The organism is Emticicia sp. 17c (assembly GCF_037153985.1).
Classification (GTDB): domain Bacteria; phylum Bacteroidota; class Bacteroidia; order Cytophagales; family Spirosomataceae; genus Emticicia.
This window is the reverse complement of record NZ_JBBAYI010000002.1, coordinates 635774-652527: the sequence shown is the minus strand read 5'-3', so window position 1 is coordinate 652527 and position 16754 is coordinate 635774. Positions and strand designations below refer to the sequence as shown.

At 37.2% G+C, this 16754-nt stretch carries 15 protein-coding genes; all 15 read right to left on the bottom strand.

Annotation, left to right across the window (positions count from 1 at the left end; all coding sequences use genetic code 11):
* The 15 genes from wecB to WAA15_RS07110 all read right to left on the bottom strand — a co-directional run bounded on the left by wecB (window position 1) and on the right by WAA15_RS07110 (window position 16735).
* Window positions 1-1137 carry a non-hydrolyzing UDP-N-acetylglucosamine 2-epimerase gene (wecB, locus tag WAA15_RS07180; protein WP_337042032.1) on the bottom strand — a complete coding sequence of 379 codons (1137 nt, stop codon included), beginning with the start codon at window positions 1135-1137 and terminating at the stop codon, window positions 1-3.
* A 127-nt stretch (window positions 1138-1264) separates the two neighbouring features.
* A complete protein-coding gene (locus WAA15_RS07175) occupies window positions 1265-2383 on the bottom strand; it encodes a polysaccharide biosynthesis C-terminal domain-containing protein (protein ID WP_337042031.1) in 1119 nt (372 codons plus the stop codon).
* Window positions 2384-2390: 7 nt separating this feature from the next.
* A complete protein-coding gene (locus WAA15_RS07170) occupies window positions 2391-2816 on the bottom strand; it encodes a WxcM-like domain-containing protein (protein WP_337042030.1) in 426 nt (141 codons plus the stop codon).
* A 1-nt stretch (window position 2817) separates the two neighbouring features.
* Window positions 2818-3858, bottom strand: a complete 1041-nt coding sequence (locus tag WAA15_RS07165; RefSeq protein WP_337042029.1) for a polysaccharide biosynthesis protein — start codon at window positions 3856-3858, stop codon at window positions 2818-2820.
* Window positions 3859-4272: 414 nt separating this feature from the next.
* Window positions 4273-5259 (bottom strand): SDR family oxidoreductase, encoded by a 987-nt coding sequence (locus WAA15_RS07160; RefSeq protein WP_337042028.1) that lies wholly within the window; start codon window positions 5257-5259, stop codon window positions 4273-4275.
* The gene (locus WAA15_RS07155; RefSeq protein ID WP_337042027.1) at window positions 5259-6539 is read right to left on the bottom strand and encodes a nucleotide sugar dehydrogenase; all 1281 of its coding nucleotides are present in this window, start codon (window positions 6537-6539) and stop codon (window positions 5259-5261) included. Before WAA15_RS07155 ends, WAA15_RS07160 begins: the two co-directional genes overlap by 1 nt.
* A gap of 236 nt (window positions 6540-6775) precedes the next feature.
* Window positions 6776-7333 (bottom strand): acyltransferase, encoded by a 558-nt coding sequence (locus WAA15_RS07150; protein ID WP_337042026.1) that lies wholly within the window; start codon window positions 7331-7333, stop codon window positions 6776-6778.
* A gap of 90 nt (window positions 7334-7423) precedes the next feature.
* The gene (locus WAA15_RS07145; protein WP_337042025.1) at window positions 7424-8614 is read right to left on the bottom strand and encodes a glycosyltransferase family 4 protein; all 1191 of its coding nucleotides are present in this window, start codon (window positions 8612-8614) and stop codon (window positions 7424-7426) included.
* 5 nt (window positions 8615-8619) lie between these two features.
* The gene (locus WAA15_RS07140) at window positions 8620-9684 is read right to left on the bottom strand and encodes a glycosyltransferase (RefSeq protein ID WP_337042024.1); all 1065 of its coding nucleotides are present in this window, start codon (window positions 9682-9684) and stop codon (window positions 8620-8622) included.
* 57 nt (window positions 9685-9741) lie between these two features.
* Window positions 9742-10914 carry a glycosyltransferase gene (locus tag WAA15_RS07135; protein ID WP_337042023.1) on the bottom strand — a complete coding sequence of 391 codons (1173 nt, stop codon included), beginning with the start codon at window positions 10912-10914 and terminating at the stop codon, window positions 9742-9744.
* A 56-nt stretch (window positions 10915-10970) separates the two neighbouring features.
* A complete protein-coding gene (locus tag WAA15_RS07130; RefSeq protein ID WP_337042022.1) occupies window positions 10971-12263 on the bottom strand; it encodes a glycosyltransferase in 1293 nt (430 codons plus the stop codon).
* Window positions 12264-12365: 102 nt separating this feature from the next.
* On the bottom strand, window positions 12366-13286 hold the full coding sequence (locus tag WAA15_RS07125) for an O-antigen ligase family protein (RefSeq protein ID WP_337042021.1): 921 nt from the start codon (window positions 13284-13286) through the stop codon (window positions 12366-12368).
* A 287-nt stretch (window positions 13287-13573) separates the two neighbouring features.
* Entirely contained in the window at window positions 13574-14923 is a 1350-nt protein-coding gene (locus tag WAA15_RS07120; RefSeq protein WP_337042020.1) for an oligosaccharide flippase family protein, read from the bottom strand.
* Window positions 14924-15027: 104 nt separating this feature from the next.
* A complete protein-coding gene (locus WAA15_RS07115; protein ID WP_337042019.1) occupies window positions 15028-16065 on the bottom strand; it encodes a Wzz/FepE/Etk N-terminal domain-containing protein in 1038 nt (345 codons plus the stop codon).
* A 178-nt stretch (window positions 16066-16243) separates the two neighbouring features.
* The gene (locus WAA15_RS07110; protein ID WP_337042018.1) at window positions 16244-16735 is read right to left on the bottom strand and encodes a UpxY family transcription antiterminator; all 492 of its coding nucleotides are present in this window, start codon (window positions 16733-16735) and stop codon (window positions 16244-16246) included.
* Window positions 16736-16754 lie beyond the last annotated feature (19 nt).

Below are 16754 nucleotides of genomic sequence, written 5' to 3'. Positions count from 1 at the left end.
TTATCTCTCGCTCCAGACAACACGCTTGATATAATCTACATAAGAAATAATGATTCTTACTACTTTTTCAGAAACATTTGGCATTGAATAGTCAGATACGGGTCTGAAATTACGGTCGCTGCCTAGTTTCTGGTACTGCAACTGGGTTAGACCCTGTAAAATGCGTTCTGAGTTCATGCCCACCATCATTACCGAGGCTTCTTCCATTGCTTCGGGGCGTTCGTGCGCGTCACGGATGTTTAAGGCACGGAAATTCAGAATTGATGATTCTTCCGAAATAGTACCGCTGTCTGAAAGTACGGCATACGATTTCATTTGCAAGGCATTGTAATCGTTAAAACCGAGTGGTTTTAAGAACTGTACTTCTGGTCTTACCTCTACGCCTTTGGCCTGAATCATGTTGCGTGTGCGTGGGTGAGTACTTACAATGATAGGATACCCGAATTTTTCGGCTATCAGGTTCAGGCTGTCAATCAAGCCTTTAAAGTTTTTCTCACTATTGATGTTCTCTTCGCGGTGCGACGATACCACAAAGTATTTTCCTTCTTCCAGATTAAGGCGGGTGAGTACATCTGACTGCCGGATACTTGGTAAATAATGATTCAGAACCTCGAACATTGGCGAGCCTGTCTTGATAATTCTATCGGCAGGTAGCCCTTCTCTTAACAAATACTCACGGGCTATGTCGCTATAAGTCAGGTTAATGTCTGATATATGGTCAACTATTTTTCTGTTGGTTTCTTCTGGTACGCGTTGGTCGAAACAACGGTTACCTGCTTCCATGTGAAAAATAGGAATATGGCGTTTTTTGGCAGGAATAGCGCAAAGACAACTGTTTGTGTCTCCTAAAACCAGAAAGGCTTCCGGTTTTATTTCCTCCAGTAGCGAATCGATTTTAATTAAAATATTACCGACAGTCTCGGTAGCGGTTTTACCAGCAGCATCCAGAAAGTGGTCTGGTTTACGTATACCTAAATCATCAAAGAAAATCTGATTTAATTCGTAATCATAATTTTGTCCGGTATGAACCAGAATATGGTCGATGGTTTCAGAGTTGTCTAATGCCGCCATTACTCTGGATAAACGGATGATTTCTGGCCGAGTACCAACTACGGTCATTACTTTCAGTTTTTTCATTTATGTAATCGTATTGTTTTATGGAGATAAAAACTTTGGCTTGTACCCCATATTAATTTGCCAGAAAGCAAGCCAGCGTTTTTGCCCTTTTTGAGATAAAATATAAATAGATAGATATTTTTTCAGACTATACATTTTCGAAATAGGTATCGGGGTCTTCAGGATTATAAAATTCATTAATCCAGAAAACTGTATACAGTTCTGTATCGCCAATGTTTTTGATATTGTGCGTATACCAGATAGGCATATCTACATAGGCAGGTTCCTCGCCTGACAAATAAAAATCAAGTACCTTGTCGGTGCCAATTCGTCTTAACTGAATAAGGGCTTCGCCTTTAATGACCGAAAAGCGTTCGATTTTGCGTGTATGAAAATGATTACCACGGGTAATATCACAGGCAGTGGTAGAGAAAGATACCTGCCCGCCACTTTCCAGACGAATAACCTCAACAAAATTGCCTCTATTGTCGCTATGCTTTACATATTTCACGGGGAAGTGTTGAGGAATATCCATGTAGCAACGAAAAGTATTAAACAGATTTACCTCAAAGCGTGATTTAAGCGTAGGTATTATACCAGCCTTAAAGTATTTTGCTTTAAAGTCTTCGAGTAAAGCTAATACCTCAGTTACTTTGTACTCGTCGGTATGCGGAATCTGAAACAGGTAATTACTGGCTTTGTTTTCAATCTGTTCAATGATAATTTTTACTAAATCACCTACGTAGATTAACTTAACCGAGCCATCCACCTCAACCGTTGGTTGCTCACCGTGGGTGAGTTTATGGCTAAAAGTGGCAATAAAAGAATTATAATTTGGGTGGCCAAATGGCCCGAAAACGTTGGGAATAACCAAACCCGTAAACTTACCGCCCGAGCGTTCGGCCCAATTGCTTAATAGCTGGCGGCCTTCTTTTTTGCTTCTGCCATACAGGTTATCTCTTTCTTCCTGCGATGAAGACGAAAACAGCACGTGCGCTTGTGAATTGGTTTTCTCTAGAGCCTTAATAAGTTTTGAAACTAACTCAATATTGGTTTTATAAAGTACTTCAGGGTCGTTGTGTCTGTTCATAGCTGCCAGATGGACAATTACGTCACATTGGCTAACGAAGTTTTCCAGTTTGGAGTCATCCTGAAAAAAGTCGATATGATAGGGGACACGCTCAAATTTTTCAGGATACAAGCCTAAGGTATTGTATAAATGCTGGCCTATGAATCCTTCTTTCCCTGTGATGCCTACTTTTAACATAGCTTATTTAAAGTATAAAATAGTCTGTTGGATATAGATAATTATCATTATTTGCATGGTCAATGCCAAAATCGGCAAATACCAGAAGTCTGGACCCTTCTTCGAGTGCTTTAAGGCAAGTAGCATAGCCTGCCGGAATATGTAATACTTCTTTGGTAGCTTCAGTTAATATCTGCTCCTTTAAGGGCAGGTTCCTACTTGGAGAGTTCCAGTTATCGATTTTAACCAGTTGTACCCGAAAGCCCCCGTTCAGTACATAAAACCAGCGTTGTTCAATGCGATGAGCCCGCCAGCCACGTAAGGTTTCAACATCGTTGTGCTTTATTATATAGAAGCGTTTCACCTGAGCCATGTCAAATTCGTTTACAAACTCGATGGCACCTCTGGTGTCATGGTGGATTCCGCCTGCAATAAGGTTGATTGTGTCTGTCATCTTAAGCCGGATATTCTACGGCGTCTAAATCACCGAAGAGTTCTCTTTTTACCAATGGTAGTTTTGATAAAAGGCGTTTCATGCCTTCAACACCTTGCTGTTGTGTATTATGTGAGTTGTAGTCTTCAATTTTGGCAATGTCGGTTTCTCCTTCAAAAAAATACTGGTTGTAATTCAGGTTTCTGTTATCGGCCGGAATTCTGTAAAACTCGCCCATATCTTCGGCTTTTATCATTTCTTCACGCGTGCAAAGCGTTTCGTAGAGTTTCTCACCGTGGCGTGTACCAATAATTTTAACGGGGTTGTCGGCATTGGCCAATTCTTTCAGAGCCTGAGCCAAGTCGCCGATAGTACCTGCCGGAGCTTTATTTACGAATAGGTCTCCCTGATTCCCATGTTCAAAAGCAAAGAGTACTAATTCAACGGCTTCTTCAAGCGACATCAGAAAACGAGTCATTGCGGGGTCTGTGATGGTGAGGTTTTCGCCTGCTTTAATTTGTTTCAGGAATAAAGGAATAACCGACCCACGCGAGCCCATCACGTTTCCGTAGCGTGTGAGGCACACAGTTGTTTTATTATCAGGAATATTTCTTGAAGCAGCTATGGCTACTTTTTCCATTAATGCTTTTGAAATACCCATGGCATTGATTGGATAAGCAGCTTTGTCGGTACTGAGGCAGATAATTTTTTTAACGCCGTTTTTTACGGCAGCATCAATGGTATTCTGTGTACCGAAAACATTGGTTTTGGTGGCTTCCAAAGGGAAAAACTCACAAGAGGGTACTTGTTTTAATGCAGCTGCATGAAAAATGTAGTCTACGCCTCTGGTAGCGTGTTCGATACTATTGTAGTCACGAACGTCACCGATATAGAATTTAAGTTTTTCATTTTTAAGTTTATTCCGCATATCATCCTGTTTTTTCTCATCGCGAGAAAAAATACGGATTTCCTTAAAATGGTCGGTATGTAAAAAGCGGTGTAGAACGGCATTCCCGAAGGAGCCGGTACCTCCAGTAATCAGAAGGGTTTTATCGTGAAGCATATTTTAAAATCTATTATTTAATGAAAATAATACTTTATGTTTATGAATAGTTTTTATGGTTTATAGGTATACTATTTGGGAGTTTCGGTTTTTTTGTGCAAAACTATGGCTTTTTTTTGTAATGAGCTATCAAAGTTTTTAATCTTCCGGTAATTAGCTAATATTCTGTTTATCAATCAATAAGCTAACAGATAGTTTGCATTAGTTGCAAGCAGCAGGGTTTTGTTTTATACAGCAGTTTGAGGCAGATAACTTGGGAGGCTCTCCAGCGTATTGTTATAACAGAGAGCAGCATACATTTGCTCCGCTATTATTCAGTAAGCTCATGGTTGCAGGCTGATTGTTTGGCCACAACCATGAGTTGGGCCAATACCACAGAAACCAAGCCAATAGCTAAAGATGTAAGGCCATTAACTATTGATTACTTCTGTACCAGTCGTAAGTAATTTTAATGCCGTCAAAAACCGAAAAGAGAGGTTTGTAACCAATTAGCTCATTAGCTTTACCAATATTAGCCAGACTATGTTTAATATCACCTACTCTTTCGTGCTGATAATTAGGTTTAATCTCTATTTGAGCTACATTGGTAATGTATTCCCAGAGCATATTCAGGGTTGTACGTTCGCCAAAAGCAATATTGCAAACTTCATGTTTTTCAATTTTAGGAGCTAACATGGCTTTGATATTGGCTTGAACGGCGTTTTCGATAAAGGTAAAATCACGGCTTGTTTCTCCGTCACCATTAATGGTCGGAGCATTATTTTTCAAGGCCGACTCAATAAACAAAGGGATTACGGCGGCATAAGGCCCTTTGACATTCTGGCGAGGCCCGAAAACATTAAAATATCTTAGTCCGATAATTTCCATGCCGTAGGTTTTACTGAAAACATCGGCATATAATTCGTTTACGTACTTTGTAACAGCATAAGGCGATAATGGCCTGCCAATACGTTCTTCTACTTTTGGAAGTTCTTTACTATCACCGTAGGTTGACGAAGAAGCCGCATATACCATGCGTTTTACAGAAGAACTGTTTTTAACAGCCATGAGCATATTAAGAAAACCTGTGATATTTACATCGTTCGAGGTAATGGGGTCAAGTATTGAGCGGGGCACAGAGCCTAATGCTGCCTGATGAAGCACAAAGTCGATGCCTTCACAGGCTTGTTCGCATATTTTTAGGTCACGGATGTCGCCCTGAATAAATTCTACATTCGGAAGGCTCAGGTATTTTTCTATATTGGCCAAGTAGCCAGTAGACAGGTTATCCAGAATTCTAACTTTCCCGATACCATATTTTATGAGGTATTCAACAATATTAGAGCCGATGAATCCGGCTCCGCCTGTAACCAGTACAGATAAACCACTTAAATCTTCGTTGTGATATTTAGCTTCGTACATTATAATCTTTTTGATATGAGGTTTGTGCCGAGTTGACCTTTTACGTCAAATACTATGCCTTTGAATGTAGCCAGAGAATCAATAAAGAAAGATTCAGAGAACTGGTGGTGATTAACTGCCATAACAACCCCTACGTAGTCATCAAAATTGATGCTTTCTTTGGTTTCAATTCCGTACTCTTCTTTTACTTCTTCTGCTGATGCCCAGGGGTCAAAAACATCAACCGCAATGCCATAATCTTGTAGCTCGCAAATAATGTCAATAACCCGTGAATTCCTGATGTCGGGGCAGTTTTCTTTGAATGTAATACCCAGCACCAGAATACGGGCATTGCTTACAATTATGTTGTTTTTTATTAATAACTTCACTGTTTCAACGGCTACGTGTTTGCCCATGTTGTCGTTGATTCGTCGGCCGGCAAGTATTACCTGCGGGTGATACCCCAACGATTCTGCCTTGTAAGTAAGGTAGTAGGGGTCAACACCTATGCAATGCCCACCTACCAGACCGGGCCTGAACGGCAGGAAATTCCACTTTGTTCCGGCTGCTTCCAGTACCGATAGAGTATCGATACCCATACGGTCGAATATAAGAGCCAGTTCGTTAACAAAAGCAATGTTAATGTCACGCTGGCAGTTTTCAATTACTTTGGCTGCTTCGGCAACTTTAATAGACGAGGCTTTAAAAGTGCCGGCTTCAATAATTGAAGCATACAGGGTATTAATGAAATCGGCTATGTCTTCGGTACTGCCCGAGGTTACCTTTTTTATTTTTGTAACAGTGTGTAGTTTATCGCCGGGATTGATGCGCTCTGGCGAATAACCGCAGTAAAAATCAATATTAAACTTCAGGCTACTATATTGCTCTAGTACCGGAACACAATCTTCTTCGGTACAGCCGGGGTAGACTGTACTTTCATAAATAACAATATCACCTTTTTTCAGTACTTGCCCGACCGACTTAGAGGCAGATAACAAAGGTTTTAAATCGGGTTTTTTGAATTGGTCGATTGGTGTAGGAACCGTTACGATATAAATATTTGTCTGACCCGACGTTGTTGAATCAGAAGCAAGTTTGGTTGTAAAAGTGAGTTGAGTGGCTTCTCTTAGCTTTTCCTGTGTGAGTTCTCGGGTTCTGTCGTATCCTTCCTTTAGCTCATCAATGCGATGTTGATTAATATCAAAACCGATAGTAGGATATTTTTTGCCAAACTCTACGGCAAGTGGTAGCCCAACGTATCCAAGCCCGATGATAGTAATTTGTATATTGTTTAAAGTCATTATTGTTAGATTAATATGAGTTCAGGATTACTTTTTAATAAAAATAGTCAGATTTGATTTTATATAAGTAAAAACTGCTTTTGATAAAGTTATTCTGGCTCTATCTCAATTTCTAATTTTATACGAAAGAAGTCGGAATATTTTATAAAACTTTTTCGTTCTACCTCATAATTAAACCAATCAGGAAAAGTGTGTTAAAAAGTAAGGCTATTATTTTATAAGCATTATTGCTAATTTTATAATGCAGCCCTTTTTTCTATAAGGCTGATGTGCTGCGCAAGTTCTTCTTTATTGAATCTGTGCTTTATAACCTTTGCAGGAACTCCTCCTACAATTGTATAAGGTGGTACATCTTTTGTTACAACAGCACCAGCGGCAATTATTGCACCAGTACCTACACGTACACCTTTTAATATTATTGCACCAGTGCCTACCCATACATCATCTTCTATTATTACTGGTTCATCATCTTCAGGTAACTTATCTGCGTCAGTATAATCAAATAAATATTTCCCAATAATATGCGAAGCATGGTTTCCCCCTCTTATGGTAACATTAGGCCCAAACATAACCTTATTACCAATTGAAATATAAGTCCTTGTAGCTATAAAGGAAGCTCCCGGACCTATAAAAACGTCATTTCCTGCGGAGATTGTTTTATAATAAATATCTGATTTTGAGTGAGAAAATCTGACGTTTCTTCCACAACTCTTGAAAGCATGTTTAAATATGAGCATCATAACTTTATTATGTGCTCTATTCCACGTCTCAATTAAGTAAATTAATAATTTCATAGTCTGAAAATTATAAATAATTCTGAAAGCAATTTAGGTGTGAATATAGTATTTACATTAACTATTAGGCATTTTGCTTACTAAGCAAGATTATTGATTTAATAAATGATAGATTTTCTGACCCTGTATTGTACAGTTCTTGCTCGACTTTACAAATTCATACGCTTTCTGGCCTATCTGTTTTAGTTCTTCGTCTGGCATATTACACACCTCCTGCATTTTGGCCGCTAGTAATTCATGCGAGTTCCCGTCAATTACAAAACAATAATTGTAATATTCATTGGGTATTCCATCCAGTTTATTAATAATGCAAGGTGTACCAGAAGCAAAATACTCCATAATTTTTGATGGAAAAGAGTACTTTGTATATTCACCATCGTTCGACCTCGGATTAACTAAAACTTTTGCCTCAGTTTGGAGTTCGAGTACTTTATTACGAGGTAGTTTGCCTTTATAAATAATGCGCTTGTCGTGCTGGCATATCTCTTCTATTGCTTCGCGTGAGTCGCCATCGCCACATATCCATAATTCATAATCTTTTTGCTTAATTAGGCCAAAGGCATGTACTAGGTCCATAACCCCATATCTTTTATCAAGCGTACCACTGTATAATATGGCTTTCTTTTTCTTTTTTTCTACTACTGGGAAGTGAGAAAAACTCTGGTCGAAAATACTTTCAATGACCAGATTGTTTTTCTTTTCCAGATGCAACGCTTCAATCATGTATTCGGTAAGAACAATGCTTGAATCAATCTGTTGTAAATATTTTTTTATCAGCGTAAAGCTACGATTTTTCAGAAACCGATAAATAGCATTTGTTTTTCCGCTCATATATTGAGGCAGGTCTGGTATTACCACGCATACTTTAATGCTAGGGTCGGCCGCCTTTGCTTCAATGGCTGCTTTTAAATGAGGTATTATGAGAGAGTAAACAATTATATATTTTTCTCCACTTTCTTTGGCAGCCCATCGGGTAATAAATTTTTTCGATTGAATGTATCGGCTAATAAAGTTTATACCTACTATGTTGTTAAAGCCAACAACATAGTGGTTTGGCTCAATTTGCTGTGAGCTAATAATGGCTTTGGTGTATCTGAATGGGTAGTTCCCGACAAAGGGGAGAGAAACGATGGAGATTTCCTGAAAATATAAGCGTAAAGATTTAATAATAGATTTTTGTAAAACATCGGCTGCTGCCTGAATATACCTTTTACTATTAGGTATTATCTGCTCAATCATTTCATCAGGGAAATGTCCGCCTAGAAATAAAATCTTGGTCATGGGATTTAAATAGAATCGTAAAATTTTTCTAATGCCTGCATAATTTTTTGCTTAGAGAAATTTTCTTTAATATAAGACTGAGCATTTGTTGCGAAGGCCTTTCGTTTTTGTTCTGAGTCAATCAAATTCTGCAATTTATTAACCAAGTCTTGCTTATTGTTTGATTCAAAGAGGTAACCTGTTTGCTCATTAATAATTACTTCAGGATTACCCCCTACGTTTGAAGCAACACAAGCTAGCCCCGAAGCACAGGCTTCTAGTAATGCATTAGATAAGTTTTCATGCTGTGTTGGAAATACAAATATATCGGAGGCAAATAAAACAGGAAATACATCTTTTGTATCGCCCAGACAAATAACCTGTTTTGAATCAATTTCATTTTTTAGCTCCTGTTGTAAAGAGTCAAGATAAGGCCCGCCGCCCGCTATTACAAATCGAACATCTCGGTTAATATTCTTAATTGCTTGTGCCAATAGAGGAAAGCCTTTATCGACTGTTACTCTTGACACCGCACATATAACAACTTCGTGGTCTGCAATATTAAATTTTTTCCGAAAACTATCACGGTAAGATTGCTTAACGCTGAGGTCAACATCAGGGGCTGCATTATGTATATAGCCACGTAGGTTTTTGGCGTTTCTCTGAATAATAGGGCGTTTAGTGGCGTACTCGCACACACAGTAAATACCCGAGGCCATTCTTAAAGTAAGTGGCTCAATTATATACCTGAATACCCATTTCTTTGAATTAGACAGGCCAATAACGTCACTATAAAAGCCATGAACACTCAAGGCTATTTTTTTACAACCGGCTAATCTTCCGGCCAATACCCCATAAAAACCTTCAGACTGAAGCCCTCTGATATGAAGAATATCAGGTTTGGTAGCTTTAATTTGTTTATACAGGCTCCAAAGTAATTTAAAATTTATTCCATTCGCAGCAATTCTTTGTTCTAATGCAACAAAATCGAATTTATCTTTCAGCGTAGACTGCATCAGTAGCCTGAACCCTGTAACGGGTCCTCCAACTCCTGTTACATTTACCACGTGTTGCATAATTACTTTTTTCATTCAGAATAAAATTAATAATAAATTGGATTGATGAACTATGAGTATTGATGTTTAAGTTTAAAGCGATAGAAAAAACGTCTTAACAGGTTCAATAAAGATTCTATAATCGAAAGATTGTTCTGCTACGTTTCTTGCGTGTACTCTCATTTGTTTTTTTTCGTCTTCCGATAACTGGCTTGCTTTTTTTACACAAGCAATAAAGCTTTCGGCTGAGGTATCGGCCATGATAAACCCGTTTTCTCCGTTCTTCACATACATTCCTAGGTCGCTTGTCAGGTTGCAGATAATTGGTAAACCGGCATTCATACTTTCAACAAACTTAGTCGGAAAACCAGCATGAGCATACCGCATATCTGGGCGTATAAGGAACGAAAAGTCTGCACTGGCTAGCAAATCAGGTACTTTATCCTGAGCTACTTTACCGTGAAGAACAATAGCATCTTGTAATTTATCTAGCAGATAGCCTTTATCTCCAAGAATTTTGGTTAAAGATTGTTTAGAAGGCCCAACCAGATGTACTTTAACCTTTATTCCTTCATTTATGAGGGAGTCAAGCCCAGCTATTACTACGTCTATTATATCTTTTCGGCCGGGGTCCCCGGCATAAATTAGATGTAAATAGTTGGGATCAAAGGTTTTTTTGGGTTGTGTCTGGTTATTACTCTCTTCTTTATTAATTAAAATCGGGATACGTATAACTTTTTTGTTCGCATTTGAATAATATCTTTCAAGAAAAGAGCTTATTGTAATAACACCGTCACTTTTTTTTATTAGCTTGGTTAAAGCCAGATGCGTATCTAAAGCCAGAGGCCCAAATTTACCACCCGGCAAATGCGAGTAATCATACCATTCCCAGATATCAACAATGAGCCTTATATTATGTTTGCGTGTGTATCTAAGTAAAGGTATGAGGTATCTGGAGTATCCTCCTCCTAAAATAATATAATCTGGTTTTAAAGATTCAAATAACTTTATAGACCGGAATCCTCCTGATACAAGATCGTATAAAGTTGCCATGATATCCCCGCTTTTGAGAACAAGATTAGAATAATAAAAATTTTCAAACATCCCACTGGCCTGTCCTGATTGCTCTATATCAGAAACTACTCCATGAAAAGAAACATCATAGCCACAATCGGCAAGTATTCGTCCTATGCCTAATACTCTTATGCTAGAGGCCGCTCCTTTTGGAAATCTGAAGTCTCCGACGTAAGCAATTTTTTTCGACATTTATTCAATAGTTATTTATAGGTCAATACTTGTTTGGAATGCCTAAGTTATAAGAATTAATGGCTATTAGCATACTCCTGAGCAACCTTTTGAAGCGTTTTAAGTGTCTTTGATTGCGAGTGATTTGCTTTGGCAAACTGATAACCATTGTTAGCACAGCTAAAACGTAATTCTGGATTTGCTGACAGAGTTAATATTTTCTTTTTTAGCTCAGCTTTATCTTTCGAAGTTACGGCATAACCCGCATGAGCATTTACTACATGCTGAACAGACGCAAGCTCACCCGGGCCGTAGGCTAGTATTGGCTTACCCGCAGCCATATATTGAGGTATTTTGGTAGATATTGAATATTTGGTAAATAATACTACGTTTTCTTCAAAAGACTCTACATGAATCAGCACTGAGGCTTGGCTTAGAACTTCTGGCACTTGTGTACTTGAAACCGACCCCTTGAAAGACACAGATTTATTATTATTGAATTTATCGGCAAATTGATTTCGGTCTTTTTCAGGGCAATAAATGTGTAATTGTACTTGCTGCCCTTCTTGGTTAATTTCATCAATTGCTTCGGCTATTTCAAGGAGTGACATCCACCTGTTCAGGTGCAAGCCACCAACATATAGAAAAACAGTAGGTTGTTTGGCTGATGTACGCTCTTCTGGCTGAATAAAAAATTCTTCTTCAACACAGTTCAGGATAGTAGCAAACGGAATTTTATAACGTTTAATGTACTCTTCTGTCATTTGGTCAGAGATACATAAACCGCCTTTAGAGTAAGCAATTACTTGTTTAAACATTTTATCGAACATTTTTCTGGCGTATCCACCCCATTCGTTCTGGATATAAATGCACTCTGGCCAATCGTCCATGAAGTGTGGTAATACAGGTTTCTTGGTTCGTGCAGCAATAGAGTTGCTAAACTTTATCATACGTCCGTTGCCAAGCATAGAATAAATAATATCAGGGTCATATTCTTGTACCCATTTCCAGAAACTTTTCGAAACGAACATAGGACTGAGGTCGAAACCTGCTTTGAAATTAAGAAACATTATATTTTTAAATGTTCTCTCAGATTTTTTCAGAGGTACTGTGGTTTGAACAATTTTGACTTTTCTTAACTGGAAAAGAACCATTAACCATTTAAGACAGTAATTGAAGAAAAAAGCCCATTTGCTTAATCGATAGTATTTATCACATACTTCGTCTGAACGAGGTACATCATGAATATACACGTTAGCAATACGGTCTTTATCCCAACCTTTAAATATATTAGAAATAGTGATTCCGGTACCACTGGTTCTATTGAAGGGGTCTGCGCTTACTACTAATATTTTCGGGAAACCAGCCATTAAATTTTAGCTTGTGAGGGAATTAGTTTATATAATATTATTGATGTGTAAAATTAGTTGAGTCAGGAGTTATACTTTGATTAGAAAAATCAGAACAAAAAGTTATTGATTTTGCTCTTTTAGCTTTAGTTTTAATTTTTCTCGTTCGAAATCTCCGATTGATAAACCAAAAAACAGAAGAACTGTCGAAAAATAAATAGGGGTAGTAATAAAACAGTTCAGTAATCCTAAAAATAAAAAAGCAACCAAGCCTGCTATAAATACTGATAAATTAGTATCAACCAAGTTTCGGTATTGATATATTTTTCGGGTGTATCCTAACAGTCGAAAGAAGAACACCACGTAGGCTATCAAAGCTATCAAACCAAAGTCGAATATTATTTCCAGAAAATCATTATGAGCGAGTATTTCCAGTTCAGTATATTTAGCAGTAGCCAAATAACCGTGTCCGAAAAGCATTTCTCCAATGTTTGATGCCGCAAAACTTTGCAAAAGTTCAATGTATATATCAACCCTCTTGCTTCCACGGTCTTCCTGAATACTACTTAATCTTGAAAGAATATAACCTCCTGATTCTTGTTCAATAAAATTAAAGGCCCTATATAATACAATGCCCCCAATAATTAATAAAAGGGAAAAAACTACTTTTTGCCAACGCAAAAACTTGGTTTTAGTAAGTATACTGTAATAATAAATAGAAGCCATCATAACTACCCCCAGAATAATGGTTCGTTTAAAGGATAACATGGCAATTAATCCGATAAAACTAATGGCCAGAATTTTTAGGGCTTCGTTTTTAAGCCTGAGTGTAAGCGGAAAAATAGCTAATAAAATTAAGGCCACATCGGCCGTTTTGATGTTAGCTACTAATAAATTGACTGATAGGTAGAGATAAATGGAATAACCAATCATTGGTAGCGCAAAAAGCAATAACAGATTGTTTAATAATAAACCATTTTCTTTTTTGCTGTAAGCCACCACATAACCTATCATGAAGCAGTAAATCCACATCCAGATATCCATTATTGTTTTGATAAGCTCAAGCAATAATCCATTATGATAAAAAACTACTGGAAAAAAAATTATAAATCCGAAGATGAATGCGTTTCTGAATATTTTCGGAGATTTTAAACATATTTTATAATGACTTAATATGAAAAAAAAGCAACAGAACATAAACAATAATTGTATGTAGAAGTTAGCACTGCCAGCAGTACCATTACCAGTAAGGTTTATAGAAATCATGTTTTGCACAAAAGATACAATCATGAAACTCAGGAAACCAACAATAAATAAAATATAGCCTTTCATTATTTATTCCAAATTCCTTTGGCACTTTTTGTTATAATTAAGCGAAATTGTATAGGTTCCCATATTATATTCATAATTGCCCATAGAAGCATTACAGCAATGATACCGTAAATTCCCCAGATTTTTCCCATATAGTAAGCTAAAGGAATATGCAAAAATGACTGAATAGTGGATACATAAAACTGAAGTGTTATTTTTCCAACCCCGTTCATGAAACTTCTATAAATTAATGTGCGGCACAGGCAAACAGTGTATAGCAGTAATAGCCATAACAAAATCATGTTAGGCCTTACAATACTTTTGAACCATATCTGATAGATAAAAGAAGATGTCAGTATTAAGAAAATTCCTGTGGCAATAAAAATCAACAATAAATAATTTAACTGTTTTATACTTTTCTTTATCCAGTCTATTTCATTTTTTACATAAGCCTCTGTTGAGGCAGACCACAAAGGAGTTACACTTGCACTAAAAACAATATATATCATATTGATATATTTATAGGCAATGTTAAATTCGGCAACTTCGTTTAAGCCACAGGTATGTGCAATAATAAAATTATTAGTCTGGAATAATATCATTGCTGTGAGTTGTATAAAAAAGAAACGAAGCCCTAATGAAAAAATACTTTTGATGTGGTGTCTGGAAAAGTATTTCAGACTGGGTAGTATTGGTTTATAACGGGTGCCAAAGTAATAAAAAAATGCAATAACTAATGGGAATATCTGTGAGACCGTTAGCGCAATACCAATGTACAAAAGCGAAGGGGGGAGAAAAACTGTAATTAAATATATTGAGCAGGCGGCTAACAAACCTCCATAAAAACCAATAAGTGCAGGTATGGCAGGTTCTTGGTCTGCGGTAAGAAGCACACAAACAATATTAACTATAAGTTTTAAACAAAATGACCCGATAACAAATAGTGCCAGAACTGTTAAGTCGGACTTTAGCCTTTGTGGAGCATTTAACACAACGGCCCAATCCATAAAAAAGGAGGCAATTAAAAAAAACAGAAAGATAGAAGAGCTAATAATTACTAAGCCTATAAATGCAGTACTTACATATTGCCTTACGTCGGTAGTATCTCCTTGCGCTTTAGCTACTGCGTATTTATTTCGCAGGCCATTTCCTAAGCCAAAATCAAAGAAAGAAAACCAGCTTACAATTCCTGTAAGGGTAATCCAGACGCCGTATTCTTCAAGTCCGAGTCGTGTCAGGCTTAAAGGAATTAATAGCAGGCTAAGCAAAACATTCAATAATGGAATGATAGCAAGCAGAATTACATTCTTTTTATATTTAGAACTTCTCGTGTCGTTATTGAAAAAACTTTTTATTGTTTTTACTATCATGGTTTGTTTTACTCTTATATAGAATTTTGAAGCATACACCAGCTTTCGGATTCTATTTTAATAGGTTTGAAGGCTATAATAATGCCTGCTTTCACATTGCAGACCTAACTTTGAATAACTTTTTTATAATTATTATTTTTAAACATAACAATTATAAGTGCAAGTGTACCGCCTAATATGAGAGCTATCAATAAAATAAGTGATCTGAAAGGTTCACTTTTTTGAGTAGGTACTATTGGTGGTTCAAGCACTTGAAAAACAGGCGTGTCTTGCTGTACTTTTATTTTAGCTTCTTCATATTTTTTCAGAAGTTCGTTATAAAAAGTAGATGATATTCTATAATCGGCCTCAATTCTTTCTCTTTGTACGTCGGCCGATTGTAGCCTTATCGTAGGTAGCTGAAACTGGTCGCTGTACTGAGCCCTTTTCTCCTGATTAGAATAAAACTTCCCTTTTGCTGCATTAACTTTTTCAGCCAGAAAGTCCATATCTCTTTTGGCTTTATCGATTCTGTATCTGGTAACATAGTCGGTGAGGTATACCATCGAGAATCGAGCCACCTGCGCAGCTACAACGGGGTCTGGCATTTTGACTGTGATAGTAATAATTCCACTTTTTTTATCAATATCAACCAGAATGCGCAGTTTAAGATTTTTGATTCTTTTTTCGTACTGGTGGCTAATAAGCAAGAAGCCATTTTCCTTAACCGGAAATAACTTGGTATCTTTCTCAGGAAGTGGGGCGCCACCTTCTACGTTCTGGTGGTAGAAATCTTCAAAAGAAACAGTTTTGTTATCTCGGGTAGTAAATTTCTCTTTGAATAGCTGCATGAAAAAAGGGGTGCTTCTGAGAATATCAGGGTAGAGGTCTGGTCTGATAGCTTCGGAAGATTCGAGGTTGGAGAGGTCAACCCCCGCAAGATTGGCCAAGCCGGCTAAGCCTCCGATTTTAGTAGATTTTCCTTGCAGTTCGGGCAGAATTTTACCCTGAGACGTAAATTGTTCTTTGCTCGTTGCTCCATACCAGAAGCCGAGGCCCCCAGCAATAATAACCATAGCCAGAATTAAAAATTTTTCTTTCCAGATAATCTGGAAGAAGGCTTTAACATTAATGCTTGTACTGTCTTTTTTTATTTCGTCCATGTTAATAAGTAAACTCTTGTATTAACAACTCATCTTAATGAAAAATGAATAAGAATGTGTTTTAATTAGTCAAAATTTTAAGTTCTGGTACGGCTTCGCCCTCCTCAGTCCCATTTTAAGGTACTAGGTACTATAACTTAATTTCAATGAGCCCATCGTTTTATAAAATCCATGATTCTTAACAGATGGTCTGCATCAATATATCTGTTTGTGAAATAGAAAGGGTAAACCCGAGGTTTTCTAATTGTAAAATCAATTGATTTCTGTTTTGCCTTAGAACAACCGCTTTTTTATCAATCAAAATCCCTGATTTTATAATTAGATGGTCGTTATGATGAAAAACTCGAGTTTCAATCAAGTCATGGTCATAATCATTAAGCCATCGCTTAATTTCTTCTATTTCTTCTTTTCTTACAACAGCAGGTTTTTTTAACCAGAATAAGTATTTTACTACGCCTGATACCTGAAAAACTTTATTTCGCTCCTGTTCTTCTATATTGACGAAACAGTATGAGGTAAATAGAGGAACTTCGATTTTCTTCTTTCTGTCAGACCATTGCCTTTCTGTTATTTTGGTTGGGCAGTAAGCCTCTATCCCAATTTTTTGCAGTTCATTGGCAACTTTTTTTTCTTGTCTCGGTTTTGTATAAACCACAAACCAGTTTTTCATAGGTCCTTGTATCTTTTAA